Raw genomic sequence first — 23,804 nt, 5'->3', positions numbered from 1 at the left:
GAAATGGCGCAAACTCGACGGTCAAAACCGCCTCCCCGAGATCATCCAAGGGGTTGAGTTCCGGGATGGGATCCGCCAACTTCAAACCGCCGCCTGATCAAGCGTCACCAACTTTTGCCCATATCTCTGCGTGGAGACAAGACGGCGCAAGAGATTGCAGCCAAGCACAAGATCCACCCAACGCAGGGGATAACATGGAAACGGCAGGCGATTGACGGCCTGACGGGTAAGTTTTTGGTAAAGCTAGGTAGGTTGAGTCCGGCGATGCCGACGTCAAAGAACTCCACGCCACGATCGGCAATCTGGCGGTCGCAAACGGTACGGATGCTTGCGTGGCCCCCCCTGGGGCCACAGTCCCCCTAGCTTTGTCACACGGGCTGAAGCGATGAGCCCGGCCAAACAGTGCTATTTGCGGAAGACCAACCGGTCATCATTGTATTCCACGCCGGTCGGGATGGACGCTGAAACGCAGAAGCTGATGAACGCAATCGACCGGGTGTTCACCAAATACCCGGTCTTCGGTCACCGCCAGATCGCAGCATACCTGCCTAGGAGCGGTGTCCATGCGGACCGCCACCGGGTGCGGCGGCGGTCCGCAGGCCATCTACAAAGGCCCTAACACCAGTGAAAAACACCCCCAGCAGCTGATCTATTCTCACCAGCTGAGGAAGCGCCGATCACACGCTCAAACCACGTCTGGTGTAGCGACATGACCTACAACTCGGTGTGGCGTGGCGGCGATCCAACAGGTCTGCATAAAGCCGCTTTGGTGCCGAGGGCCATGGCGGACGGACGCGCGCTTTTGCGTTGAGGCGTTGAACGAAGCCATCGCCAAATACGGCGCACCCGAGGGTATGACTGCCGATAGAAATAGTGTGAGGGCCGGCGTCACACCGTTGCCCCGAGCACTTGCCAAATTGGGTCAACAGGCCCTAACCGGGATACATCTTAGCTGAGCCGCAAACCTGCCCAGAAAAGCAAGACCAGTTCAGGCTGAGATTGCCACATAGACACAACCGCTAGGCTCCGGCCACAAAGTCTCGGCTGTAAGGGCCGACCCAACGCATCACAAACTGTCGTCGCTGATCCATTCTCCTTATCGCTTCTTCGCTGCACGGGCGGCATTCCTGCAATTCGTCAAAATCATCGGCGACCGGCCCTCAAATGCAGGTCCTTCCACCGACACATTGACGCCTATCACCTTGCAGACCATTCTCACATTGGGCGACAAGCGTTTATTAAAGCTCAGAGGTCCTCTTCATGTTCTCCACTTTCGTACTTGTGGTCGCCGGACTGTTGGCAGGCGGCGTGAACGCTATCGCTGGGGGCGGAACGCTGCTCAGTTTTCCGGCGTTGGTCTGGCTTGGCGTGCCGCCCATCATGGCCAACGCCACAGCAACGCTAACGGCCCTGCCGGGCTATATTGGAAGTGCATGGGCATACCGGGACGACATCAAAGCAGAGGGGGCCTTGCGTCTTCGGACGATCGTGGCGGTCGCGGCTGGTGGCGGGTTGATCGGTGCGGGGCTTCTTCTGGCTACGCCCGGGGATGCGTTCATCGGCATCGTGCCTTGGCTTCTGCTTTTGGCAACGGCACTGTTCGCGCTTGGGCCTCGACTGATCGCGCATTTGCGCGCCAAGGGGGGCGGAGTTGCCGGGCCGGTTCTTTCGGCTGTCGGTATTGCCATTGTGGCGGCCTACGGCGGCTACTTCAACGGTGGCCTTGGCATCATGCTGCTGGCGGTCTTCGGATTGATCGGCTTCCGGGATCTGCATGGCATGAATGGCTTAAAGAACCTGCTTTCCGCAGTCTTGTCACTCGTGTCCGTGACCACTTATGCAACCGCCGGATTGATCGCATGGGAGTCAGCAGCCGTGCTCGCTGTTTCAACAACAATCGGCGGCTATATCGGCGCAAAATATGCCCGGAAGATCAAGCGCACCGAGCCCTTACGGGTAGCAATCATCATCGTGGGTGCTGTTTTGACCGTGGTCTTCTTTCTTCAGTGACGGGCTGAACGCTCAAAGCTTTACCTTTGCGTCGAGGTCGAATGATCCCGGCGGCATCGTCTTTTCGCCTTATTCCGTCTGCTCAATTCAATCCGTCTGCGGGTGAAGCCTTCCGTCCACCGCGCTTAGAACGCTGATGAAAGTTGCGAAATGTCCGTAATATCACATTTCGAATTTGATCCGCGGGGCCGATCAAACCGCAAAAATGGCGGCGTAATCTGTCCAACGCCAGAACCTAAAAGCCGCGATCAACAATTTGGCGATATCTTTGGGACAGCAAAATTGGATCATTTCGCACGTGAAAAGCGACTGGAACCAAATCTAAGTTGTCGATAAGAAATAACGATGCTTCTGCCCACGCTGTTTTCTGTCGGGCTTTGCTGCGATAATTAATGACGATCGTCGGGGACTTCAATGCGGGTGCGATGAAACACGGTCCCATCGAGCCAAAGCCAAAACAACTCGAACAGCTAGGAATCACAGAATGAACGAGATTACCGGGAAATGGGCCGAATTTACGGCCTCCCCCTATTTCTGGGATTTTATCACCCTAGGCTGCGGGTTCGTATCGGTGCTGGGGGGATTGTGGCTGGTCGTTTTGGTCCTCGGACTGCCGGGCAGGATTGCCATCGCGCGCAACCATCCGGACGCTGAAGCGATCTATGCCATGGGCTGGGTCGGATTTGCGGCGATTGTCCCGTGGATTCAGGCGCTGATTTGGGCGTTCAAGCCGACGGACAAGGTCGATATCCGGTACTTTCCGCAGGCCGAACGGGTCTCGGAACAACAATCCATGGAGCATCTCACTGCCTATGCATATGGCAAGAAAAGGCGGCCCCCCGAACGAGACGCCGCAATTGATGCGGCCATCGATCGCGAGGCGGGATTGGCGCGGGCGACAGAGGCCGCTCCGACGCAACACGAGCCAAATTCAGCCCCACGCACCCCTGATGCGGACCCAACCAAGCAAGGGCGCGAATAGATGCTTTTTGTTGTCGTTGTAACGGTCGTCTACGCCATTTTTGTTCGGTTGGTGTTCTTCAAGTTCAAGTTGTTGCGCTTAACGCCGGCATGGGGCGTCGTCACCGGCTTTGTGTTCCTGCATCTCGTGCTGGTGCCGCTGGTGGGATCCCGGTTCATCGCGCCGATTTCTGAGGAACTTATGGTCGTGCGCCCGACCGTCCAGTTGATCCCGCGCTTGCCAGAGCCGACCTTGGTCGAGCAAGTCGTCGTGAAGCAGAACGTGCCGGTGAAAAAGGGCGATCCGCTGTTTGTGTTCGACAAGCGCCTTTACCAGTATCAGGTGAACCAAGCCCAAGCGTCATTGGCCGCCGCCGTACAGAATGTGGCGATCCTTGAAGCCGATGTCGAAGTCGCCGCCCAATCGGTCAACCGCGCCAAGGCCGCCCTCGCGTTTGACAAGGTTCAGGAAACGCGCTTTGTCGGCCTTGCCGCCAAACGCGCCGCGCCGCAAGAAGAGGCGCAGGAATGGACCGCGAAGGTGGTCGAAGGTGACGCCGCTGTTTCAGCCGCCGTCGCGGAATGGAACCGCGCCAAGATCGCCTTCAACTCGCAAATCGACGGCGTGAACACCTCGGTTGCAGAAGCACAGGCGCAACTGGATCAGGCGCAGTATTACCTCGACCAGACGGTGATCACCGCACCCGGAGACGGCATGATCATCAACTTGCAGGTCGAAGAAGGCATGGTCACGGGCATTATTCGCGCCGGCGCAATCGCCAGCTTCATTCTGGACGATCCCTATATCCTGGCGACCTATCGACAAGAGAACCTGAAATTCGTCGAGGCCGGTCAGCCGGTGGTCGTCGCGCTGAATAAATATCCCGGCAAGACCTTTAGCGGCAAGGTGGATGACATCTGGTGGGCCAGCGGCAAAGGTCAGTTCTTGCCATCCGGGGACCTGCCGATTTTTCCCGACGGTCCGTCACCCGAAGTGCGGTTCCCGGTACGGATCAGCCTAGATGACGCGTCGGTCCATTTGCCAATCGGGGCCGAAGGGGCGGTGCTGATCGCGACGACCGAAGACAGCCCGTATACATGGGTCAGCCAAATTGCGCTTCGCGCCTATACATGGGGCCGTTGGCTCTATCCGCTTCCATTCTGAGGTACCTGCATGGATGATCAACCGATGGGTTCGGGCTTACGCTTTCAGCGTCTCGCTATTGTGGTGGTCGCCATCGCGCTGACCGGCTGCGCGCTGGCGACGCCTCCCGAGGACGCAGCCCTGATCGACGCGGCGCTGCCAGCAGGGACCGAAATCCCCGCAGCGTGGTCATCTGACGGGGCGCCAACAAGTGTGGTTGGCGGCCCTTGGGTCGCAAGCTTTCGGGACCCCAACATGACCAGCTTGGTCAACGAAGCCTTGCGCAACAACGCGGACCTGAAGGCTGCGGCCGCGCAGGTGGATGCGGCATTGCAGGTGGTGACAATCGCAGGCGCGCCGATCTTGCCAACCGTAGGTGCCACCGCAGGTGGCCAGCAAATGCGCGATTTGACCGACAGCCGGACCTCCCGCGCAAGTGGCGCCGAGTTGATGGTGTCATGGGAGGTCGATCTCTGGGGACAGTTGCGATCAGGTCAAGCCAGTGCCGCCGCCAGCGCGGCCGCGGTGGCGAACCAAGCCGCATTCGCCAATCAATCCATTGCAGCCACCGTCGCGCGCACTTGGGTGTCCAGCATCGAGATTGCCAAACTCATCTCTGTGGCGCAGCAAACGGCCGCGTTTTACGAGACCCTTTTGGTGCTTGCCAAAGATAAAGAGGCCGCGGGCCAAGTTTCGGATTTCGACGTGGTGCAGGCGCAGGCCCGGCTCAGTGGGGCACGCGCCGCCATCCCGCAACTGCGGATTCGTGCCAATGAGGCCACCGCCGCTTTGGAAGTTCTCGTGGGCCGTTATCCCAACCTCAAACTGAAATCCGGGACCAGCTTTCCGCGTATGCCGGGACGCGTTTCCGCAGGCCAGCCCCTGTCGCTTCTTGACCGGCGTCCTGACATTATTGCCGCCCGCAATCAGGTGATCGCTGCCTTCTACAATGTCGAGGTGGCCAAACTTGCGCGACTGCCTGGGGTCTCGCTCGCGGCGAGCGGCGGAAGATTGTTTGACCCGAACATCGCACTGCTTGGCGCAAATCCAGATTTCTTGCGCGCCGGTATCGGGCTGTTGCAGCCGATCTTCGACGGTGGGGCGCTGAACGCCCAAGTGATCCAAATGACCGCCAGTCAGGCTGCGGCGACATCGCTTTACGGTCAAACGGTTCTAGAAGCCTATGCCGAGGTTGAAACCCGCATGGCCAACGAAAAGCTGTTACGTGAAAGCCTTGCCAGTCTTCAGGCTGCGCTGGCGGATGCCGAAGCCGTGGTCGCCCTCGGTCAGGAAAACTATGTCGCCGGGGTGATGGACATGACCCAATTGTTGACGCTGCAACAGTTCGTCAACGGCGCGAAAGTCGAAGTGGTGCAAAGTCAGGCCGCGCTTCTGACCAACCGCATCGCGCTGTACCTCGCGTTAGGCGAGCCGACCTGAACAGGCCTTTGCCCCACTCAAGAGGATAGTGTTCCTGTGCCCCGGATGGGCCTGGCAAAGACGGACCCGTTGTTAAACCGAAGCGACTGACGAGGGACAGAAGTGGTCGTAGGAATTTGGGCCAGTCGCTAGGATTTCGTGACGGCATTGCTAGGGTGTTCGGTCGTCTTTTGACATCAGAAGTCTGTAACTGGACCCGGTCACCCTCGCAGATGTTTTAGGATCGACGCTTGGCTTGCGACCAACGAGCCCACCCCAGATGTCACAATCATGGTTAGACCGATAAGCGAGTACGCGTCTGGCAAGTCGCCAAAAACCAACACCCCAAAGACCGTTGCCGGTATAAGTTGACTGTAAATAAGTGGCGCAACAAGGCTTGCTTCTGCTGTTTTGCTTGCAACAACCAGTAAGTAATTCCCGACCGCTGATCCGGCTGCGCTGATGATCACGAGACCAGACAGGTTAAGGTTCATGTTTGGAAATTCTGAACTGAAGCCTAACGGCGTCAAAATCACTGTGCCGATCAACAGTTGCGAAATCAGAAGAAAGCGGGGCCGAAACTCGCCAGCCACCGTTCGCGTGGCGACGAGGAACGTGCCGTGAAAGACTCCTGCCGCCAGCGCAAATACCAATCCTATGGACATATCAAAGCTTGGCTTCACCACCAGCATGACGCCAAGAAAACTCACGGCCAGCAATGCACTGCGTAAGCGCGATGGGTGTTCATTCAAAAAGATGATTGCCAGCACGTAGGACACGATGGGGCCGATAAAAAACGCACCAAAAGCATCTGCCATAGGGGCGGTCTTTAGGGCTGTCAAAATACAGATGACGCCACCGACGACGCAAACGGCCCGGAAAAAGATCCGCCGATCAAGCAGATTAGGCAGTTCTTGACGTTTTAACCCGCTGAACGGAACGAGTATAAGGGCTGCCAAGGCAAATCTTAGCCATGCCACTAGATAGGGGCTGACGCCCCCAGCGGTCAGAAGTTTTCCCGCCACATCGCCGATCGTCAAACACGTCACAGCCGTAAAAACGACCGCGACCAACCGCAGCAAGCCAGCTTTTTGCATGTGCAGTGGGCCTTCGGTGAAAAATAGCGTCAGGAATTGGCTCCATATACGTGATGTGAAACGAGTAAAAGATTGATTTTTACTCGAGATTTTTTCAAACGCGTGAAGCGACTGCGCACTGAGTTCAGAGGTGGCTCGGTTGATCTGAACAGGTTTGCGGTTCAGCTAAGATGCATCCCAGTTAGATTTCATGCCGCTGGGTTCATCTGTCTCGGGTCAAAGTCCGCGTCGTCGGGCGGTCGTTTATCGAAGGCGGTGTGCGGCCTCTCGGCGTTGTAAAATCCGATTTAACTGTCGATGGAGCGCTTGGCTTGAATGCCGGCGGATCCAATCGTTCGCTCAAAGGGCAGAGCAAACAGCGCTGCCCCTTGGCATGTTGTAGGCTAAATCAAGCCGTCTTCATGATTACAGGAACAGATCCGCCACGAACGCTGAACCAACATAGGTGCCGGTCATCACCAGCAGGGCGACGATGAAAATTTTCCAGCCCGAAGTTTTGGCGATTTCGATCTCGTGCCGGGCTATCGCAATGCCCGCATAGGCCAGACAGGGCGTTGCAAGCGTCAGAAAATTCACATGCTTGACCTGTTCCAGAATCCAACCGCTGCCCGGTGTCCACGGCAGAGTGGCAATAATTCCGACCAGCGAAATCCAAGCAACCGACGGCAATTTCAGCGGCACGTGGCGGGTCAGGGCGACCCCGATCATGCAGATGACGTAGATGACGATCAGGCCGACAAAGCCTTCGGCCAAGGTGTTGTCGGTTGCGACGGTATTGCCGATAAGACCGATGAAGCAAATGATGATCAGCACCAAGGCGTGGTCACGCAGGCTCAGATGGCGCTGTTCGGTGGGGTCGGTATAGGTTTCGGTGTTGCTCATGATCATTCCCCGGCTTTCACGGTAGTGTCCTTGCGGCCCAGCAGGTCGTAAAGTTTCTCGGTCACCGGAAGGGCAACGAAGATGCACAGATACATGCCGGTGGCATACGTCAGCACGTTCGATGCGGCGGCCAATGCCAGAATCTGATCCTGCATGTCCGGCACAGAATGGGCCAGCGCGCCCGAACAGGCCGCCATCATCGATCCCGAGCCGATGCCACACGCCATTGCCAGTGCTTCGATCGAAAATATTCCGGTGTTTGCCAAGACCGAGGCAAGGATCGCGAAGATAAAGGTGCCGAACAGGGTGCCGATCACATAGACCCCCATGACGCCGGTGCCTTCATCGCTTTTCAGGCCGTATTTGTCGGCGATAATGGCGATGTTTGGTTCGCGGGCGACCGAGAAACACGCCCCGATGGATTCGCGCCCCATGCGCAGGACCAGAACCGCGATGGGAAAGGCGATAACGATCGTGCCCAGGTTGCCCAATTCTTGCAAGATCAGCGCGGGGCCCGCATCGATGATTTGCTGTATGGACGGCCCAATGATGGTCCCGAACTTGGCGATGAATGGCATGATCGCAATGACGATCAGCGGCGAGGCGGCGCGCACGTCGCGGTCTTTCAGCCACCCACCGGCTTTTTTAATGACGTTCGGGTTGATCAGTAGGCCCATCACGAAGGCGTAGAGCAGCGGCAAAAGCAGGATCGATCCGATCCCGATTGGGATGGCGATCACGCCGATCATCTCGCATAGAATGGTGATGACAAGCACACTCAGATGCAGTCGCCAGTCAAGGATCAGATCCTTTATGTCTTGCATTGGTTTCCCTCTCTGTTGTGGTGCCTCATGGCACCCGGATGGCCACGGATTTTTGTGATGTGGCCTTATGACGTAAAAGCTGGGGTAGGGCGATACCGCCCCGCACAAAGATCAGCCCGGGGCATAACCAAAGCCGATTGCAGGGGTCTCGGCGGTTTCGACCCAGACGGATTTGGTCTGGGTATAGGCGGCCAAGGCCTCGCGGCCTGACGAGCGGCCATAGCCCGACCGCCCAAAACCGCCGAAGGGCGACATCACGTTGATTGTCTTATAGCTGTTAACCCAGAAGGTGCCCGCCCGGACCTGCGCCGCCATGCGGTGCGCACGACCAACATCCTGTGTCCAGACCGCCCCTGCCAGCCCATAGGGGGTGGCGTTGGCAATCGCCACCGCTTCGGCTTCGTCGTCGAAGGTTAACACAGACAGAACCGGGCCGAAGACCTCGTCGCGGGCGATGGTCATGTCTTGGCGGACGTGATCCAGAACGGTGGGGGCAAAGAAGAAGCCGCCACTGTCGGACAAGGCATCGGGTTTGCCGCCGCCTGTGGTAAGGACGGCGCCCTGATCCACGGCATCGCGCACCATCGCGTCGATCTTGGTCCATTGCGCCTGATTGTTAACCGGACCGATCTGGGTCGTGGGGTCCATTGGCATTCCGACCGGAATACGCGCGCTGGCCGTGGCCAATTTCTCGACCACTTCCGCGTGGACCGAGCGATGCACCAACAGGCGTGATCCGGCGACGCAGCTTTGGCCGCAACTGGCGAAAATCGCGGCCTGCGCCCCAATCACCGCGCGGTCGATATCCGCGTCTGGGAAGATGATATTGGCAGATTTCCCACCAAGTTCCAGAACCGATGGCATCGGCTTTAGTGCCGCACGCGCGGCAATCGCGCTGCCTGCTGCGGCGGAACCGACGAAGACGACCAAACCGGTTGCAGGGTGATCGACCATCGCTTGGCCGGTGGTCGGACCTGCGCCAGCCAAGACGTTGACCAGACCGCGCGGCACACCCGCTTTTTCGCACAGAACCCCGATCACGATTGAGCTGAGGGGGGTCAGTTCCGACGGCTTCAAGATGACCGCGTTGCCCGCGCAAATCGCAGGGGCCACTTGCCAGCAGCAGGTGAACAACGGTGCATTCCAAGGCGTGATTTGTGCCACAACGCCGATGGGTTCGTGGCGGGTATAGTTCAGATGCGTGCTTGGCACCGGAATGACGTCGCCGGTGATCTTGTCGCACCAGCCCGCGTAATATTCGAACATCTCGGCCATGCGGGCTGGCTCGCCCCCTGCATCGCGGATCGGTCGCCCGGTCGAAAGCGCTTCGAGTTGCGAGAGCGGTTCGGCATGGGCGCGAATTTGGCGGCCGATTTCGAACATGATGCGGCCACGCTCGGACGCGGTTTTAGCCCACCATTCCTTCTGCGCAGCCTCGGCGGCTTGGCCTGCCTGCGCCACGACGTCGGGGCCGGCATCGCTGTATTGCGCGAAAACCTTGCCCGTTGCCGGGTCGGTCAGATCAAGCGATTGGCCCGCGCCGGACACGAACGCGCCGCCGACATAGCTTTGGACGGCCTGCGTGCCCAGAAGGGTTTGCAAAAGGTCGGTGACGCGGTCCGAAACGTCACCCCGTGGTGCTGCACCATCAGCCATTGGTTGTCTCCTTCGTCGTAAAGCGCGCCGCTTGCGGGTCGCCCATCAGCATGAAATCGTCGCTGTCTGTCAACTCAGACCGCGGTTCGGACCACATCTCGGCCACAAGGTCGGCAACCGGCATTTCGCAGCCAAGTTGCGCGGCCAGTTCACGGGCGAGGCGGACATCTTTGCGCATCAGGCCTGCCGAAAAGCCGCTGTCAAAGCTGCGCGGAAGCACCCAGTTCGGGAAATGAATTTCGCTGATGGCGCTGCGTCCGGTGGCGGAATTCACCACCCGCAGGGCATCTGCTGCGCTGACGCCAGCGGCCTCGGCCAAGCGAACGGCTTCGAGCGTGGTTATCATGTGGCTGGCCACCAGCATATTGTTCACCAGTTTGGCGACATTGCCCGCGCCGCTGGGTCCGACAAAGATAATCTTGGCGGCGATCGCTTCGAGCACCGGCAGCGCCATGGTGAAATAGGTCTCATCCCCGCCAACCATGGTGGCCAGCGTGCCTGCCGCGGCGCCGGATGGTCCACCGCTGACCGGCGCATCCAGAAAGCCGTGGCCGGTCACATCCAAACGCGCAGCCAGACTGCGGCTGACCTCGACCTCCGATGTGGACGTATCAATCACGACCTTGGGCGGCACGCCTTTGGCAAGATGTCCGGCCTCTTGCGCCTCGGTCATCACCGCTTGAACGTGCTGTGCCGCCGGAAGCGACAGGACGACGACGTCAGAGACGGCAAAGACGTCGGCCGCGCTGGGTGTGATGGACGCCCCCCCATCTTCGGCTTTGGCCAAGGCGGCGCCCGACAGATCAAAGGCGGCGACGCTGAACCCTTTTGACGCTAGGACAAGCGCCATCCCCAGTCCCATAGACCCAAGCCCGACGACCCCGACCTTGATCTTTTGCGCTGCTGACATAGTGCCCTCATTCTTCCAGAAGTGTTGCTGACGTCAGTATCGGCGGCAACACGTCACGCAAATAGTGGGGGATTGTTGCACACCGCGTTGCCTGACGGGCAACACCTAGCCGCTGAAGGCAACCATGCGGTCGGACAGGAAGCTTGCCGTCAGGTCCACCGATTTTGGCAACCGTCTGCGGGCGCGGATCATCAGGTGGGCGCTGACTTGCTGCAAGGACGGCTCGTCGATGGGCACGATGGCCAGTTCGCCCCGCGCGGCTTGAACGGCGGCGGCAAAGCGCGGCAGGAACGTCACCCCCATTCCCGCACAGACATAGCGGATCAGCAGCATGATCGACGCGGTTTCCACATGCGGGCGCAGGGCCAGCCCGTGATCGCTGGCGGCCCGAGCGACAAGCAGGCGGATCGCGTGGCGGGCATCAAGCATCGCAACGGGATGACGCAGCACCTCGGCCAGCGTGACCGAGGCTTCGCCGGCAAGGTCGGAGGCAACAGGAACAATGGCGCAGAGCGGCTGACGCCCAACGGCAAGCGAGCGAGTGGCCTCGGTGACAATCGGATTATAGGCGATGCCGATATCTGCCTCACCTTCAATCACGCGGCGCTGCAATTCGTCGGTGCCCGCCTGATCGATGCTGAACTGAAGATGGGGTTGCAGCTTGCACAAATCCGCCAGACCATTTTGCATCAGATCGGCGGTAAACCCTTCGCCCACCGCGATCCGCACCAGATGGTTGCCGCTATCGCGGAACTGCCCGATCTGGTCTAGCACGAAGGTCTGCTCGTCCTGCATATGCATCGCGTGGGCACAGACCAGTTTGCCCGCCTCGGTTGGACGAACCCCTTGGGTGCTGCGGTCCAGCAGCGGGACACCCAGCCGGTTTTCCATCGCCGTGATTTTGCGGCTGATGGCCGAGGGCACGACGCCCAACCGTTGCGCCGCCCGCCGGATCGAGCCCTCTTGCGCGACACATAGAAACTCACGCAAAAATCGGGCGTCGAGTGCGTCCATCGCCCCTACAGCACCCGTTCCGCCAGCCGGACCCAGAATTCCGCGCCCACCGGTAGAACCGCGTCGTTGAAGTCGAAGGTCGCGGCGTGGAGGCCCGGATTGTTCCCGTCCCGCCCGGCGCCCAGCCAGATATAGGCGCCCGGAACCTGTTCCAGCATGAATGAGAAGTCCTCCGACGCCATGCTGGGGGCGGCGTCCGCTACATCAAGGCCCATGGCGGCGCCGACATCGCGGGCCAAGGCGGCCTCGGTGGCGGTGTTGATTGTGGCGGGATAGCGGCGTTGATAATCGACCCGGGCTTGGCATGCTTGCGACGCGGCGATGCCGGTGGCAATCTGGTTCAGGCGGGTTTCCAGCACATCGCCTGCTGCGGGGGCGAACCATCGCGCCGTGCCGCGCAGGACGGCGGAATCGGGGCAAATATTGTAGGCCGAGCCGGTGTGGATCTGCGTCACTGACATGACGCCAGTATCCAGCGGCGACAGGCTGCGCGCGGGAACTTCTTGCAAACCCGATGCGATGCGGGCGGCTGCGGCGACCACGCCGTCACTTTGTTCAGGCATCGCGCCGTGGCCGCCTTTGCCGGTGATTTCGATGTCGAAGACGGCGAACGCGGCCATCATCTGATCGTCGCGCGCGACCAACCGGCCCGGTGCCAGCCCCGGCCAGTTATGAATCCCATAGACCGTGTCGCACGGAAATTGCCGGAACAGGCCGTCATCGACCATCACCTTGGCGCCGCCCTCGCTTTCTTCGGCCGGTTGGAAAATCAGCCGGAGACTGCCGCCGCGCACACCGCGCTTGGCGATTTCACGCGCCGCCAGAAGCAGCATCGCCGTGTGTCCGTCGTGGCCGCAGGCATGCATCTTGCCCGCAATGGTCGACGCATAGTCTAGCCCGGTTGCCTCGTGGATCGGCAGCGCGTCAATATCGGCACGCAGCCCCAAACGCGGGCCGCTGCCATCGCCCAAGGTCGCGACCACCCCGGTTGTCGCCATCCCCTGATGGACGTTCCAGCCCCAGTCTTGCAACAGGCCTGCAATCATTGCCGAGGTTCTGACTTCCTCAAACGCCAGTTCGGGGTGACGGTGCAGGTCGTGGCGCCAAGCGATGGCCTGTGCCAAATGCGCGGTGTCGAACATCGCAGTGTCTTTCTTTCAAAGGGCTGTGCAGAAGGAAAGAAAGACCCCGCACAGCCTGTCGGTTTCGGTCAGAACGATTGTGCTGTCGACGGTCCGCTGGCCACATCCGCCCAAGGCGAGGGTCGGGCGGATGTGGTCTGCATCGTCAATTCTGAGGCCCAAAGATAGGACACTGGGCGCGGCCAGTGCAACCAAGGATATGGGCAAAGGCCAGCGTCATCCGGCCAATAGACACCAGTGCTAGCCCACAGATTTTGCGACAGGCCCCCCGACCTGTTCGGCGTGATGGCACATGACGTGGTGTCCGTCGCCGATCGAGCGCCAGAGGGGAACCTCGGCCTGACAGCGCGCCGTCGCCAAGGGGCAGCGGGTGTGGAAATGACACCCGGGCGGTGGCGCAAGCGGGCTGGGAATATCGGCCTGCTCGACGGGTTCGCGGGCGAGGTCGGGCACCTTGGATTTGCGAAGGCGGGGCGACGAGGCCAAGAGAAGCCGGGTGTATGGGTGCCGCGAGCGGTTGAAAATCGTCTCGCTATCCGCAAGTTCGACCATCCGACCCAAATACATCACCCCCACCCGATCCGATACATGACGCACCACTTGCAGGTCATGGGCGACAAACAGAACCGTCAGTCCAAGATCCCGTTGCAAGTCCTGCAGCAGATTGACGATCTGGGCTTGAATAGACAGGTCCAAAGCCGAAACAGGTTCGTCGCAGACGAGGAATTTTGGATGTAGCGCCAAGGCCCGCGCGATTCCGATCCGTTGCCGCTGGCCGCCCGAGAACTGGTGTGGATACCGCTTGGCGTGTTCGGCAGATAACCCCACAAGGCCAAGCAATTCGGCCACCCGCGCCTTGCGCTGCGCGGCGGTCATTGAGGTTGATGTGATCAGCGGTTCGGCAATCACCTGTTCGGCTGTCATGCGCGGATTGAGGGACCCGAACGGGTCTTGGAAGACGATCTGCACATCATGGCGAAAATCAAACAGCGCGGACCCTTGGCGGGGCAACAGCGGCGCGCCGTCATAGTCGACCTCGCCCGAGGTTGCGTTGAGCAACCGGATCAAAAGACGGCTAGTGGTTGTCTTGCCACAGCCGCTTTCGCCGACAAGGCCAAGGGTTTCGCCCCTGTGGATGTCGAAGGTCAACTTGTCGACCGCCCGCACAACCTTTGGTGGTCCGCTAAAGGGCAGGGTTCGTTTCGCAGTGAAATGCTTGCTCAGGCCGCGGACTGAGAACAAAATGTCATGGGCGGCAGGTTGGGCTGTCATCACGAAGTCACCGTCTGGAAATGAGTGTGCCGAAAACAGGCGGATAGGTGATCGTCGCCAACGGGTATTTTGGGCGGGACCAAATTATGACACATGTCCCGAACATGGCTGCAACGGGTGGAAAACCGGCAGCCTTTCGGAAAGTGAGATGGGCTTGGGACACGGCCTTCGATGGTCGGCAACCGGGTGACATCGTCCTCCAACCCAAAGGCGCAGTGCATCAGGCCTTCGGTGTAGGGGTGGTTTGGGGCATTGAAGACCAGATCGGTCGGTCCGGTTTCCGCCAGTCGACCAGCATACATCACTTGAATCCGCTCCGCGAAGCTTGCCACAAGTGCCAAGTCATGGCTGATGAAAACCACCGCGACGCCGGTTTCGGCCCGCAACCGCACCAAGACATTCATGATTTGAAGCTGGATCGTCGCATCCAGCGCCGTGGTTGGTTCGTCCGCGATGATCAGCTTGGGTTTGCAGGCCAGCGCCATTGCGATCATCACCCGCTGTCGCATCCCGCCAGACATCTGATGCGGATAATCGTTGAACCGCTCGGCGGGGGAGGGGATGCCGACTTGGCGAAACAATTCGATTGTCCGGTCTCGGGCCTCGGATTTGGACATGCGGGTGTGCCGCTGTAAAACCTCGACCAACTGGGCGCCCGTGGTGAAAACCGGGTTCAAAGCGGTAGAGGGCTCTTGAAAGATCATCCCGATCTCGGCCCCGCGCAAACGCCGCATTTCGGCTTTGCTTAAGGCTTGGATTTCGCGTCCTTCGAAACGGATTGTCCCGCGGGTGATTTTCAGGGCTTTCGGGAGGAGGCCCATGATCGCCAAGGCGATCATGCTTTTGCCGCTGCCGGATTCACCGACGATCCCGATCGGCTCATTCGCGCCAACCGTGAAACTGACGCCATCGACAATGTCGACACGCGACGCCCCGGAACCGAGTGAGATGGTGAGGTCTTCGACCTCTAGAAGTGGCTGTGTCATGGATCAATCCAATCTCTTGAGGCGCGGATCAAGTTGATCGCGCAGGCCGTCGCCAACCAAATTCAACGACAGAACCGTGAAGAAGATCGCCAGACCAGGAAACAGCGAAATCCAAGGGGCGGAGAAAAGATAGCTTCTGCCATCTGCGATGATATTTCCCCACGTCGGCGAGGGCGGCGGCGGGCCAACGCCAATGAAACTTAGTGCGGCTTCGGCCAGAACGGCGTCTGCAAAAACAAAAGTCATTTGAACGATCACCGGGGCCAATGCATTGGGGATCAGGTGTTTTGCAATGATCCTCAGGTGGCTGGCGTTGCTGGCGCGCGCCGCTTCGACGAACTGCTGCTGGGACAAGATCAGAACTGACGCGCGCACAATCCGTGCGGTGCGCGGGGTATAGGCAATGCCCAAGGCCAGCACGACATTGACAACACCTGGGCCAAGCACAGCGGCCAATGCGATGGCCAAAAGCAGGGTTGGAAAGGCTTCTCCGGCGTCCATCACCCGCATGATGATATTGTCGAGTTTGGGAAAGTAGCCGGCAATCGCGCCGATCACGATGCCGAGCGACATCGTAATGATCACGACAGAAAGGCCAATCGACAGCGATATATGGGCGCCATCGATCACCCGGGTCATCACGTCCCGCCCAAACGCGTCAGTCCCGGCAAGGTGCGCCACACTGGGCGCTTTGAAGCGGTCCATTAGCGATGTGTCTTCGGGACCATACGGCATCACGAACGGCCCGATTACGGTTATCAAAACGATGCAGGCCAAAATGGCGCCGCCAATCGTGAGTGGAAGGTTCCCCCGCAGAAGAAGTTGCATCTGACGGGCCTTGGAAGCGGTTGCGGGAAAAGAGGATTCAGTCATAGCGCACCCGTGGATCCAGCCAAGAATATAGGATGTCCACCAGCAGATTGATGAACACGAACGAAAAGGCGATGACCACCAAGCCACCTTGCAGCACCGGATAGTCGCGGCGGGTGACGGCATGCAGCATCAAGCGGCCAAGACCGTTCAGGGAGAAGACAGATTCAATGACGATCGCCCCGGCCATAGTCAGCGAAAAGGTGATGCCGATGACGGTTAAAATCGGGATCATGGCGTTCTTCAACGCGTGCTTTCCGATGACTTGCCGGGCCAACAGGCCTTTCGCTTCGGCAGTGCGGACATAATCCTGCCCCAGTTGCTCTAGCATGACAGAGCGCGTGAACCGGGAAATCAGGCCCATCGTGCCGGTGCCAAGCGTGATTGCCGGCAGGGCCATGGACTGCAACCAGCCCGTGATCGACTCGGACGGTGGGACAAACCCGCCGCTTGGGAACCAGCCCAGACCGACGGAAAAGACCAGGATTGCGACCAGGCCAAACCAGAAATTTGGAACGGAAACCCCGACCAGTGACAGGCTCATCACGCTCGCATCGATCCATGTGCGATGAAACACGGCGGCAAGTGTCCCGATCAGAACCCCGAAGACGGATGCGAAGGCGATCGACAGAAACGCCAACGACAGGGTGACAGGCAACCGTTCGAGGATCGCCGACGCAACCGGACGCTTAAGCATGTAGGAATAGCCCAGATCGCCATGTAACAGACCGGTCATCCAGCCGCCCAACCGCAGCGGCCATGGCTCATTGAGGCCCATCTGATTGCGGACAAATTCGATTTCTTCAATGGAGGCGTCCTGCCCCGCAATGACCGAGGCCCCGTCGCCGGGGACCAGTTGGATGATCACAAAGGCGATGACGCTGACGATCAGCAAGACCGGGATCGCACTGAGCAATCGTTTCAGAATATACAAAATCACTTCGTCACCTTTTGCGCACGCCCCTCGGGGCGCGGTTCAAACTGCTCGGGGTTTCGGTCGCTTGAAATGCTGCGCGCCACGTCCATGATGAACTGCATTCCCGGCACCACCCGATTTTTGCGCCAGATCATTCCGGTGCCACGCGGCCGCTGAATCCGCTGCCCCGAGACGAGGACAACATCACCGTTCGTCAATGCCGGGGAATGAACCGGTTCGAACGCAAGCAAGTCGGTGTTGCGGATGAGTTCGACCATCAGATGTTTCTGATGGGTTTCCAGAACCACTTTCGGCAATGGGCACCCCAGTTTCTTGGTCGCGTCCTGAAGCCAAGTATAGGCCAAGTCTGTCTGGATTTTTTCGCCGATGATCCAGCCGTATTCCAGCATCTCTTCTATGGTGCAGGGCCGTCCCAATTGGGTGAGGGGATGGTCCGGGCGCGCGATCACGCTGAGTTGGTCCCGTAGCAATTCTTCACTGCAAAGGTCGTCGGACAGCGGGACGGTCATCGACACAAAGGCAAGGTCGATGCGACCGGCGAGCAGTTCGTCGACCAATCCCGGAACTGATCCGGTCACAACACTGAGCGAGAGATTAGGCCGCGCACAATGGACCTGCTGGATGATGGCTGGCATCAGGTTGTGGATCCATGACTGACCTGCGCCGATACGGAAATGACCGCTTTCGCCTTTGCGCATCGCCAGCGCAGCCGAGGCAAGGTCCCGTGTTTCCCGTTCGATGACTTCGGCATATTCAAGGAAAAGATGGCCGAACGGGGCCAAGCTGGTTCCTTGCGGGCCGCGTGTGAACAGCGGAACGCCAAATTCGTCTTCGACCCTTTGAACGATTTTTGTAAGGGCCGGTTGGCCCAGTCCGAGGCGCTCTGCCGCTAGCGAAAATCGTCCGGTTTCCGCAATGACTCGCACCATTCGGGCGTGTCGTGTCTCCATCCGTCTAACCCTCCCGTTGACTTCAAGTTACCGGACGCTAGCAGCCGCTATTATTCCAATCAACCGAGATAAGGGCCTTCTGTTATTCCGAAATGGAATGCTTTGGGTCGTGCCTTCGTATTGCGGAACCGGCTGACAAATGCGGTGATGGGCATAGAAAAATGCACTTGGGAGGACACCATGCATCACAATTTTCCATTCGGCGTCACGCTTGTCGCCGCCATCGGTCTGCTGGGCGCAAGTGGCAGTATCGCCATTGCGCAGGACCCCGTGATCGGGGGGGAGTTGATCATCGCAAGCGCCAGCAACCTTGGCGAGCTGGACCCACAGGCTTCGACCAGCGGCGAGACGCGGGACATTGCCTCGAACATCTTCGAGGGTGTCATCACGGTGGGGGAGACGGGCAATATCATTCCCCAGCTTGCGGAAAGTTTCGAGGTGGCGCCCGATGCGATGAGCTACACCTTTCATATCCGCGACGGTGTGCCGTTTCATAACGGCGACATTATGGATGTGGATGATGTGATCGCTTCTTGGACCCGGATGAAAGAAACTGGGATTGATCGCGAAATTATGGGGCCGGTGGCCTCGTTCGAACGGGTCGATGATACGACCATCGTCGTCCACATGTCGCAGCCCTATCCGACCTTTCTTGAAAACCTCAGTTCGCCGCGGGTCATCGTCGGCATTCTACCGGCCGAGATCGCCGTCAAGTCGCGGGATGAATTTGAACCGATTGGCACGGGGCCGTTCAAGTTCGTGGAATGGGTGCCCGATAGCCACATCACGCTGGAGCGGTTCGCCGATTATGCCCCAAGCCCCGGATTTGACGGGCCGGACGGCTTCGGCGGCAAGCGCACAGCCTATGTGGACAGCGTGACCTTTCGCAATGTGCCAGAGCAAGGTGCCAGACTGGCCGGGATGCTGACCGGTGAGTATCATGTCGCCAATCAGATCGCCGCAACCGACGTGCCGCAACTGAACGCCAGCGGTGTTGCCACCGCTGAAAAGCTTCTGCCTTGGATGATGCTGCACCAGACCTTCAATGTCTCACGTGCTCCGGGCGACAACTTGGATTTCCGCCGGGCGGTGCAGGTGGGGTTGGACTATGGCATTCTGCTTGATTTCGCCACGGGCGGGAACTTTGAGCTTGGCCATGGCTGGCAGTACGAAGGCTACCCTTACTACTCGGATGCTGGGAAAGAGTTTTATAATCTCAACGATGTGGACCGTGCCAAGGACCTGTTGGCCAAAAGCGGCTACGCGGGCGAAGACCTGACCATTCTGGTCACTGGTGATCAGCAAGTTCCGCGTGATTATTCCATTGCTCTGCAAGATCAGCTGAAAAAACTAGGGGTCAATACGACCATTAATGCGGTGGACACCGCGACCTGGACCGCGATGCTGGGTCAAAAGGACAAGTGGGACATCCTCATCGGTGGCTTCGGTCTGGCCCCGTCAATCGGTCCGTTCGGGATGCTGCGCCACTTCGCCGGTGCCAACAATCTGCAAGGCTATATCGACCCCGAACTGGAAGACGCTGCCGAACGCACCCGGACCGGCTTGACCTTTGCCGACCGCAAACAGGGCTTCGAGGATTATCAGGCTGGCGTGTTGAACAATGCCTATTCGATCCGTGTTGGTGCGACCGGTCTTTATCTGGCGGTGCGCAACGAGGTTCACGACTTCAAACCCTACCGGGTGTTCCGCGCTTGGGATGTTTGGGTCGATCCAAAAAGCTGATCCCACCCAATTTTCCGGTGCTGTCAACGTGTGGCGGCACCGGTGCACGCCAATTTTCAAAGTGAGAGACCCATGAGTCAGCAACCCGATTTAATCCTGATTGTCGGAAACCATCATCGGGGCGACTTCCTGCAATGTGTTGGAAACGCGCTTATCAAGACGCCGCATCTGGATGGATTGGCAGCGGCTGGCGCACGGTTTGACCGGGCCGTAACCGTATTTCCCGACGCCGGACCGGCAGGTGCCGCGCTGTTGTCCGGCACCTATCCCGACGAGGGCGCTGCCGGCATCCCGCCCTTCAACGACAGTCCGTTGGGCAAAGCCCTTGTCGCCGTTGGCTATGCCTTAGAGCAGGTGGTCCCGGATGGGGGGCTGGCCCAGACAACGCAGGCTGCCGTCGAGATCCTTGAGAAACCCACCCCTGCACCGCGGGCTGTGCTGATCCAGATGCCGTCGATCTGGGATTTCGATGACATCCATGTTGACCACCTGAAGCCATATCGCGGCAATGGCGTCCCGCTTGCCAGCTATTTTGCCGCGATCACTGCCTATGACGCCGCCGTCGGGCAGATGATTGCCGCGTTGGATAACAGCGGTCGCCGGGACCAAACGGTTCTGGCCTATACGTCGCTCAGCGGTGAGACCTTTCGCTATCGCGATTTCGTTAATCATGCCAACAGTTGCCACGATGAAAGCGTCCGCGTGCCGCTGTTGATCTCGGCACCGGGGCGGATTGAAGCGGGGCGGATTTGTGATGCGCTGGTCGGGCTGCACGACCTTGCCCCGACACTGGCACGATTTGCAGGTGCCGCCATTCCGGCAATTCAGGGACGTGATCTGACGCCGTTGTTGCAGAGCGAGGTTGATGACGCGCAGTGGCGCGACCGCATCTATCTGCACAACATCTACCGTCGCCATATCGACGTCACCTTTAAGGACGGCCTCGCACCGTTTGCCGTGTTCCCCGACTGGGCGCAGCGGGCAATTTGGGACGGACGGCATAAGCTGATCCTCAGTGCCGATGGTGGGGAATGCCGCCTGTATGATCTGCGGATCGACCCAGAGGAAGAGTTCAACCTGTTCAACCTGCCAAGCCCGTCACCGCAGGGGCTGGTCGATCAATTCGCAAGCCGACGAGATCGGGTGGTGGCCATGGCCGCACAACTGAAAGAGTCCGCTCACGACTTGGGCGACACTTTGGGTCAGCATCTGGCCGATCTGGTCATCGCCGATGCCACCTATGGGACCCAACCCCAAGGCGAGTTGATCTGAGACCAGCCTCTGCTGTTAATCTAAAATGAATTGGAGACGAAAATGGGCAAGCGGCCGAATATTCTGCTGTTGTTCAGCGATCAACAACGTGCCGACACATTGCCATTTTATGGCAACGACTTCGTCGATGCGCCTTATCTCGAAGGGATGGCGGGCCAAGGCACGGTGTTTTCCGAGTGCCGGACCGTCTTTCCGGTCTGCACACCGGCGCGGACATCGATGTGGACTGGAGTCTATCCCCATACCCACAATGTGATCCGCAATGCCTATGGTGTTGATGACCTGTTGTCAGACGCGGGCCTTTTGGAACAATCAGTCTTTTCGTTGATGAAATCCGGCGGCTATCAATGCGCGTATTACGGCAAATGGCATCTGGGAACCCGCAATCCGGGGCCGTTCGATGTGTTCAACGCCTTCAACTCGTGGGGCGGCCATTGGGTTGATAGCAAGCAGAACATGCAAGGCGGGACATGGGTGCCGGACCGGGACACCGATGACATGATCGACTGGATCCGTACCCGTGATCGGGAGACATCGTTCTTCTCGGTCATGTCGTGGTATCCGCCCCATGATCCGTTCTCGTCCCCGCTGGATACGATGGATCACTATCGCCGCATGAAGGTGCCGTTTCCGGGCTATTACGGTTCGGTCACGGCCTTGGACCGCTGTGTTGGCCGGGTGTTCGCAGCGCTTGAGGAATGCGGAGAGTTGGAGAATACCATCGTCATCTATTACTCGGATCACGGCGAAAACTTTCACTTGCGCGACGGCACGACCAGCAAATTCATGTGCACCGAAGAAAGCGTCCATGTGCCTTTCGTCATTTCAGGGCCGGGGATTCCATCGGGCGAAACCTGCGATGCGTTCATCGGCATTCAGGATCTGATGCCGACGGTTCTGGACTATGCGGGTGTCGAGGCCCCCGATCATTTGCAAGGTCGCAGCATTCGTGGCCTTCTGGAAGGGACAGCACAGGATTGGCGCGATTGCTATTATATCGAAAATGAAACCTACGATGTTCTGACCACAAGCGATGCCGAGCTGAGCCCGCGCCTGCACGAACGCGGCCTCAGAACGCGCACACATAAACTGATCCTCTCCGAGGGTGGCGTGAACCCACGGCTATTCGATCTGACGACCGATCCTGAAGAGCGGTTGAACCTGATGGCTGGGGCAGGGGGCTCAGAACATCCGGATATATTCAGTGATCTTGTGGCGTGTCTGGAGGCAGAGGCCACTGCCCTGTCCGATCACATGGGACTGCAAATCGTGCAGGCAAATCAAACGGCCCCCAATGTGTCTCGGTCCGAGACATCTGTCGAAGCATTCGCTTAACGCGGACCTTTTTCACGACGAAGACGTGCCAGTGTGACCCCGAGAAACGGTTGTCTCGGTGGCACCTTGGGCGTGCCTGACACACTCTGACCACTCTATACAGGAAATTAACATGAGCCGCATTGAAGGCATCGAAACATTCGTCATCCGCGTCGGCACGCGCAACCAAATGTTGGTGCGGGTCCAGACCGAAGATGGCGTGGTGGGGTGGGGCGAATCCGGCCTGTCGTCGCGTGAAACTGCGGTGGCCGCGGCGATTGACTGTTTCTCCAAGGTCCTGATCGGACAAGATTCCCGCCGGATCGGGCGCATCTGGCAAGAGCTTTATCGCAGCCAGTATTTCGAAGGCGGCCGGGTTCTGACGGCGGCGCAATCGGCGTTGGATATCGCGCTGCATGACATCCTTGGCCAATCGTTGGGGGTGCCGGTCTATCAACTTTTGGGCGGGCGCCATCGTGACCATGTGCCAAGCTTCGCCAGCGCGCCCGGCGCGACCATCGACGACTCCTTGGCCGAGGTCCAATCCCTGATTGCGGCGGGTTGGGACTGTGTCCGGGTTGTGCCCAGCTATGAAGAGTCACATGGGGTGTTTTCGCCGCGGATGTCGATTGCCCGCACCGCCCAGACCTTGATCGCATTGCGGGCCGAAATCGGCCCCGAACCGGTTCTGGGGATCGACTATCATCATCGTCTGTCGGTGGCAGAGACCGCCAGCTTCTGTAATATGTTGCCTCCCGGCACGCTGGACTTCCTTGAAGAACCGATCCGCTGCGAAGACCCGTCGGCCTATAAGGCCTTGCGCGGCATGACCGATATTCCCTTTGCCGTCGGCGAAGAATTTGCCTCAAAATGGCAGGCGGCCCCCTATGTTGAACAGGGGCTGACGCAGTATATGCGGCTAGATATTTGCAATATCGGCGGCTTCACCGAAGCGATGAAAATCGCGGGCTGGTGCGAGCTGCACTATGTGGACCTGATGCCGCATAACCCATTGGGGCCGGTCTGTACGGCGGCGACGGCGCATTTGGCCATGGCTGTGCCGAACCTGAGCTGGGTGGAAACCCGGCAGGCCCCAACTGAGGCGCTTGGGTTTCACTGCCCCAAGTTGTTTCCGGGGCAGGTTGACCTGCAAGGGGCGAATTATATCGTCACCGAAGCACCGGGGTTGGGCATCGTCGTCGACGAGGACGCGATCCGTGCCGCCGATGGGGCCGACCCGATCGAATGCCCGCATCTGACGCGCGCGGACGGGTCCGTGACAAATTGGTGATCCACCTGAGGGTGGGGATGTCGCTTTTGTCAACGCTGTTGGGCCGCGTTGAATGGGCCGACAGCGCGATGACCCTGTTTTAGTTCCGCACGCAGGCAAACCTTGATCCCA

General features: G+C 59.1%; 20 protein-coding genes and 1 pseudogene. 8 read left to right on the top strand and 13 right to left on the bottom strand.

Annotation, left to right across the window (positions count from 1 at the left end):
- The first annotated feature begins 1,260 nt into the window (after nt 1-1,260).
- The 4 genes from BV911_RS14915 to BV911_RS14900 all read left to right on the top strand — a co-directional run bounded on the left by BV911_RS14915 (nt 1,261) and on the right by BV911_RS14900 (nt 5,554).
- Nucleotides 1,261-2,010: a sulfite exporter TauE/SafE family protein gene (locus tag BV911_RS14915; RefSeq protein ID WP_086054421.1), complete on the top strand. Its 750-nt coding sequence runs from the start codon at nt 1,261-1,263 to the stop codon at nt 2,008-2,010.
- 484 nt (nt 2,011-2,494) lie between these two features.
- Nucleotides 2,495-2,992 (top strand): superinfection immunity protein, encoded by a 498-nt coding sequence (locus BV911_RS19210; RefSeq protein WP_139840102.1) that lies wholly within the window; start codon nt 2,495-2,497, stop codon nt 2,990-2,992.
- Nucleotides 2,993-4,135, top strand: coding sequence for an HlyD family secretion protein (locus BV911_RS14905; protein ID WP_086054420.1), 1,143 nt, complete (start codon nt 2,993-2,995; stop codon nt 4,133-4,135).
- 9 nt (nt 4,136-4,144) lie between these two features.
- Nucleotides 4,145-5,554: an efflux transporter outer membrane subunit gene (locus BV911_RS14900; protein WP_086054419.1), complete on the top strand. Its 1,410-nt coding sequence runs from the start codon at nt 4,145-4,147 to the stop codon at nt 5,552-5,554.
- Between the two features lie 200 nt (nt 5,555-5,754).
- On the opposite strand, the gene BV911_RS14895 is transcribed toward BV911_RS14900, so the two are convergent.
- The 13 genes and pseudogenes from BV911_RS14895 to BV911_RS14840 all read right to left on the bottom strand — a co-directional run bounded on the left by BV911_RS14895 (nt 5,755) and on the right by BV911_RS14840 (nt 18,073).
- Nucleotides 5,755-6,630, bottom strand: coding sequence for a DMT family transporter (locus tag BV911_RS14895; RefSeq protein WP_086054418.1), 876 nt, complete (start codon nt 6,628-6,630; stop codon nt 5,755-5,757).
- A 405-nt stretch (nt 6,631-7,035) separates the two neighbouring features.
- Nucleotides 7,036-7,512 carry a hypothetical protein gene (locus tag BV911_RS14890; protein WP_086054423.1) on the bottom strand — a complete coding sequence of 159 codons (477 nt, stop codon included), beginning with the start codon at nt 7,510-7,512 and terminating at the stop codon, nt 7,036-7,038.
- A 2-nt stretch (nt 7,513-7,514) separates the two neighbouring features.
- Entirely contained in the window at nt 7,515-8,336 is an 822-nt protein-coding gene (locus BV911_RS14885; protein ID WP_086054417.1) for a DUF3100 domain-containing protein, read from the bottom strand.
- A 111-nt stretch (nt 8,337-8,447) separates the two neighbouring features.
- A complete protein-coding gene (locus BV911_RS14880; protein WP_086054416.1) occupies nt 8,448-9,992 on the bottom strand; it encodes an aldehyde dehydrogenase family protein in 1,545 nt (514 codons plus the stop codon).
- On the bottom strand, nt 9,985-10,434 hold the full coding sequence (locus tag BV911_RS20255; protein WP_256388264.1) for an NAD-binding protein: 450 nt from the start codon (nt 10,432-10,434) through the stop codon (nt 9,985-9,987). Before BV911_RS20255 ends, BV911_RS14880 begins: the two co-directional genes overlap by 8 nt.
- A pseudogene (locus tag BV911_RS20250) lies at nt 10,408-10,914 on the bottom strand (NAD(P)-binding domain-containing protein); the annotation flags it as partial. The gene BV911_RS20255 and the pseudogene BV911_RS20250, both read right to left, overlap by 27 nt.
- A 93-nt stretch (nt 10,915-11,007) precedes the next feature.
- On the bottom strand, nt 11,008-11,916 hold the full coding sequence (locus BV911_RS14870; RefSeq protein ID WP_086054414.1) for a LysR family transcriptional regulator: 909 nt from the start codon (nt 11,914-11,916) through the stop codon (nt 11,008-11,010).
- Between the two features lie 5 nt (nt 11,917-11,921).
- Nucleotides 11,922-13,058 carry a M20 aminoacylase family protein gene (locus tag BV911_RS14865; protein WP_086054413.1) on the bottom strand — a complete coding sequence of 379 codons (1,137 nt, stop codon included), beginning with the start codon at nt 13,056-13,058 and terminating at the stop codon, nt 11,922-11,924.
- Between the two features lie 240 nt (nt 13,059-13,298).
- Complete coding sequence (locus tag BV911_RS14860) at nt 13,299-14,330, bottom strand: ABC transporter ATP-binding protein (RefSeq protein ID WP_086054412.1); 1,032 nt, start codon at nt 14,328-14,330, stop codon at nt 13,299-13,301.
- Entirely contained in the window at nt 14,330-15,316 is a 987-nt protein-coding gene (locus tag BV911_RS14855; protein ID WP_086054411.1) for an ABC transporter ATP-binding protein, read from the bottom strand. Before BV911_RS14855 ends, BV911_RS14860 begins: the two co-directional genes overlap by 1 nt.
- A 3-nt stretch (nt 15,317-15,319) precedes the next feature.
- Nucleotides 15,320-16,144, bottom strand: a complete 825-nt coding sequence (locus BV911_RS14850; protein ID WP_205963865.1) for an ABC transporter permease — start codon at nt 16,142-16,144, stop codon at nt 15,320-15,322.
- A 37-nt stretch (nt 16,145-16,181) separates the two neighbouring features.
- Complete coding sequence (locus tag BV911_RS14845) at nt 16,182-17,126, bottom strand: ABC transporter permease (RefSeq protein WP_086054409.1); 945 nt, start codon at nt 17,124-17,126, stop codon at nt 16,182-16,184.
- Nucleotides 17,123-18,073, bottom strand: coding sequence for a LysR family transcriptional regulator (locus BV911_RS14840; protein WP_086054408.1), 951 nt, complete (start codon nt 18,071-18,073; stop codon nt 17,123-17,125). Before BV911_RS14840 ends, BV911_RS14845 begins: the two co-directional genes overlap by 4 nt.
- Nucleotides 18,074-18,253: 180 nt before the next feature.
- Here BV911_RS14840 and BV911_RS14835 point away from each other — a divergent pair, with 180 nt between their 5' ends.
- The 4 genes from BV911_RS14835 (at nt 18,254) to BV911_RS14820 (ending at nt 23,693) form a co-directional block, all read left to right on the top strand.
- Nucleotides 18,254-19,816, top strand: a complete 1,563-nt coding sequence (locus BV911_RS14835; protein WP_168184097.1) for an ABC transporter substrate-binding protein — start codon at nt 18,254-18,256, stop codon at nt 19,814-19,816.
- Between the two features lie 72 nt (nt 19,817-19,888).
- The gene (locus BV911_RS14830) at nt 19,889-21,088 is read left to right on the top strand and encodes a sulfatase (protein ID WP_086054406.1); all 1,200 of its coding nucleotides are present in this window, start codon (nt 19,889-19,891) and stop codon (nt 21,086-21,088) included.
- Between the two features lie 42 nt (nt 21,089-21,130).
- On the top strand, nt 21,131-22,423 hold the full coding sequence (locus BV911_RS14825; protein WP_086054405.1) for a sulfatase: 1,293 nt from the start codon (nt 21,131-21,133) through the stop codon (nt 22,421-22,423).
- Nucleotides 22,424-22,535: 112 nt separating this feature from the next.
- The gene (locus BV911_RS14820) at nt 22,536-23,693 is read left to right on the top strand and encodes a mandelate racemase/muconate lactonizing enzyme family protein (protein ID WP_086054404.1); all 1,158 of its coding nucleotides are present in this window, start codon (nt 22,536-22,538) and stop codon (nt 23,691-23,693) included.
- The last annotated feature ends 111 nt before the right edge of the window (nt 23,694-23,804 follow it).

The sequence above is a fragment of the Pseudoruegeria sp. SK021 genome (assembly GCF_002119405.1).
Classification (GTDB): Bacteria; Pseudomonadota; Alphaproteobacteria; order Rhodobacterales; family Rhodobacteraceae; genus Meridianimarinicoccus.
Note: the sequence above shows the minus strand (reverse complement) of the source record. Positions and strands in the feature narration are given on the sequence as shown.